Annotated in this window: 3 protein-coding genes; all 3 read right to left on the bottom strand. The window is 59.4% G+C overall.

What is annotated here, in order from left to right; genetic code table 11:
* Positions 1-166 precede the first annotated feature (166 nt).
* Entirely contained in the window at positions 167-2,803 is a 2,637-nt protein-coding gene (locus VQ042_RS24940; protein ID WP_331822953.1) for a PAS domain S-box protein, read from the bottom strand.
* A complete protein-coding gene (locus tag VQ042_RS24935) occupies positions 2,793-3,311 on the bottom strand; it encodes a PAS domain-containing protein (protein WP_331822952.1) in 519 nt (172 codons plus the stop codon). The genes VQ042_RS24940 and VQ042_RS24935 overlap by 11 nt, the downstream gene beginning before the upstream one ends.
* 150 nt (positions 3,312-3,461) lie before the next feature.
* The coding region (locus tag VQ042_RS24930; RefSeq protein WP_331822951.1) for a fatty acid desaturase at positions 3,462-3,772 on the bottom strand (311 nt) is incomplete at its 5' end.

Raw genomic sequence — 3,772 nt, 5'->3', positions numbered from 1 at the left:
CGATGGTAGGTCACGTGGATATCCTCATTGCTTGCACCGTGGTCACCACACCACGCCGCAAAAACAACGATCTCATCCAAAGTTCGCAAGGCGGCTCACGCCGGAGGCACACACGCGAAGCGGTGACAACATGGATAATGGCCTGCGCTCGGTTGCCGCTGATCAGCTACCCCTCAATCATTTTTTTAATCCTTGTGGCCAGTACCTCCATCGACATCGGCTTGGTGATCATCTCCATGCCTGGTTCGAGAAAGCCATTCGCCAATGCGGCATTTTCCGCATAGCCAGTCATAAATAGAATTTTGAGGTGCGGTCTGCGTACTCGTGCTGCCTCCGCGACCTTTCTTCCGTTTAGTCCAGGCAGCCCAATGTCTGTCACCAATAGGTCGACCCGCTCCAGACGTTCAAGGAGCTTAACTCCGGAGGGTCCGTCGGCAGCTTCCAGCGCTCGGTAGCCGAGTTCGCTTAGAACCTCCACGATTAGCTCTCTGACCAGTGCCTCGTCTTCGACCACGACCACCACTTCGCCTTCATGGGCTAGATGCTTTTCTGACAGCTCCGGCAATGGCTCTTCATCCTCCGCCGAGCCTCTAAAGCGTGGCAGATAGAGCTTGAAGGTCGTTCCATTTCCCTCCTCGCTGTAGATCTTCGCGTAGCCTTCCGATTGCCGGGCAAACCCATAGATCATGGACAGCCCGAGCCCCGTTCCCTGACCGATCGGCTTGGTCGTAAAGAAGGGATCGAACACGCGTTCCATTACGTCCGGGCTCATGCCCACGCCCGTGTCGGTCACGCTAATACAAACATACTGCCCCGGGCTCACATCGCGAGCTCTGGCTGCATACGCGCTATCCAGGTGCGCGTTGCACGTCTCTACAGTCAACTTGCCACCTTCCGGCATCGCGTCGCGAGCATTGATGACAAGGTTGAGGATGGCACTTTCCAGCTGGTTCGGGTCGCATTTCGTCAGCCACAATCCTCCTCCCAAGACCAATTCCAGCTCGATCCTCTCGCCCATCGTCCGGCGCACCAAATCGTCCATAGAAGTCACCAGCTGGTTGGCTTTGACTGGCTTGGGATCGAGCGGCTGCTTCCGGGAGAAGGCTAGGAGGCGGTGGATAAGGGCAGCTGCGCGGTTTGCCGATGTCATCGCTCCATTGATGAAGCGTTCGGTCTCCGCGGCACGTCCCTGTTCGATCCGTCTCTGCACAATATTCAAAGAGCCGACGATGCCCTGGAGGAGGTTATTGAAGTCGTGGGCAATACCGCCTGTGAGTTGCCCGACGGCTTCCATCTTCTGGGACTGGCGCAGGGCGTCCTCTGTTGCTCGCTGCTCTGTAACGTCCCGCCCTATCGCGTAGAAGACGTCCTTGCCTGGAACGCCGGTCCAGGACACTAGCCGGTAGCTCCCATCCTTGTGGCGAAGCTGACCCTCGAAACCTTGAACCGCGTCGCCTCCCGCCAACTTCCGGACGGCTTGCACCAGCTTTTCCCCGTCGTCCGGGTGGGTCATCTCGAAGAGCGCAGACGCCATGAGAGCTTCTTCATCGTGACCGAGGATGCGGGACCAAGCCGGATTGATGGCTCTGTGGCGGCCGTTGAAGTCTGTCACGGCCATCATGTCGTTCGAATGCCGCCAGATGCTGTCGCGCTCTGCGGTCTTTTCCTCTACCCGGCGCTCCAGGGTCTCGTTGAGCCGCTGCAGTTCCTTTTCAGCGTGCTTTCTGGCGGTAACGTCCACTACCACACCGATATAGCGCGAGGGCTGTCCGTGTTCGTCGGACTGGACTTCCGCCCGGATCAGCAACCACAGAGCCTCGCCCCCAGGCGTGCGGAATTGGAACTCCGTCTCGGTGAAAGGATCTCTCCTGGCAAGCGCCTCCTGTCCGAGAGCAGCAAGCCGCTCCCGCTCTCCAGGGAAGTAGTGAGAGCGGATCTCGTCCAGCGTGGGTGACGCCTGCTCCGGAAACCCCAATACCCGGTTAAGTGCAGGCGATCCTTTCAACGTATCGGCGTGCAGATCGATTTCCCACACAGCCATACGCCCGGCATTCACCGCAATGCTCAGGCGTGCCTCACTCTCCCGCAGCGTCTCCTGAGCCGCTTTTTCCTGAGAGATGTCTCGCACCTCGATGATTGTGCCGATGGTCTTCGCGTCCTCGTCCCGAACGGGGCTGGCGGTAAAGGCAATCGGGTAGAAGCGCCCATCCTTGTGGACGAACACCTCTTCGCCCTGAACCTGGTTGTTTTCTGGAAAAGCCCGGTCGATCGGACATTCTTCGATGGGGAAGTGGCGCCCGTCCGGACGCGTGTGGTGGACCACTTCATGAAGCGTCCGGCCTTGCGCTTCCCCAAGCGTATATCCCGTGAGCTTCTCGGCGGCAGCATTCATGTAGACGCATTGCTGGCGATCATCCATGAGGAAGACCGAAACGGAGGCATTGTCCAATACCGCGTTGAGGCGCCGCTCCATTTCCTGCAGCTGGTGCTCTGTCGTTCGGCGTTCGGAGAGATCTCGCAAATAGGCGGTGAAATGGGCGCGTCCGTCTATCGTGATTGGGCTAATTGCCAGCTCGACCGGAAACCGTGATCCGTCGGCCCGCAGACCCTCCAGCTCGATCCGGCGTCGTAGGATGGGCCCCTCGCCGGTCGCCAGGAAGTGTGCCATTCCGCCTCGATGGGCATCTCGGTACTCCGGCGGAATTATAAGTTCGGAGAGATCCCGGCCGATGGCAAAATCACGAGAGTGGCCAAAAGTTTGCTCTGCGGCCTGATTCCACTCAATGACAGAACTATCTGTCATCAATCGTTATGATGCAGTCCAGAGCCGCATCAAGCATTGCCGTCTTCAGCGCCTCACTGTCCGCAAGAGCCTTGGCAGCAGCAATCCTGTCCTCGTCCTTGAGTTTTTCTGCAGTGCGGTCCCTGAGGATTTTGAGAAAGCCGATGGGCTCGCCCACGTCGTCCTTCAGCGGCATCATCTCGCCGCTCGCCCAGAAGCAGGATTTGTCGTCTCTCTGATGCCAACGCTCGTCATTGCCGCGGCCGGTTTTCAGCGCGCTTTCCATTTCGCTCTCAGGCACGCCGACGGCTCGGTCACTATCGGTGTAGAAGACTGCTGCCGGCTGGCCGCAAATTTCCTCGCTCGCCCATCCTAGGATGTTCTCAGCGCCGGCATTCCAGGAAGTGATCTGCCCTTGCAGATCAATGGTGATGATCGCGTAGTCGGTCGCATTTTCCAGCACCGCTCTTGCAAGTTCAAAAGAGGGGGTCTCACAGCCGCGGTCACCAGGTTCGGAAGAGGATTCCAATCTATCAGCACCTTATGCTTCGTCGGGAGTTGATAAGTGAGAAACTGGTCGGGCAATGGTGCCACTGACGGGCGGGCAGACACTGCGCGATCCATAGAAGACGAGGGGCAGCGCGTGATCGCACGCGCCGCTGCCCGGTCGTGTCGTGTCTCAGCCGGCGGCTGGTTTCGGTTCAAGCCGAGTCCCGAGCGATCTGGCGGCGTCGCGGAACGACACCAGCCGGCGGGCGCTCTCGTCCCACAGGACGAGCTTCACGCAGCCCAGGCTCTGCCGGATCGTGATGCGGCCGAGCCCATGCAGTTCGGGATGGTCGCGCAGCACCTGCGGCAGGCGGTAGAACGGCACCGCGGCCGACAGATGATGCACGTGGTGGATGCCGATATTGCCGGTGAACCAGCGCAGGACCGGCGGCAGGTCGTAATGCGACGAGCCGTGCAGGGCGGCGTGCTGGAACTTCCATT

The organism is Aurantimonas sp. A2-1-M11, assembly GCF_036549475.1.
Taxonomy (GTDB): domain Bacteria; phylum Pseudomonadota; class Alphaproteobacteria; order Rhizobiales; family Rhizobiaceae; genus Aurantimonas.
Note: the sequence above shows the minus strand (reverse complement) of the source record. Positions and strands in the feature narration are given on the sequence as shown.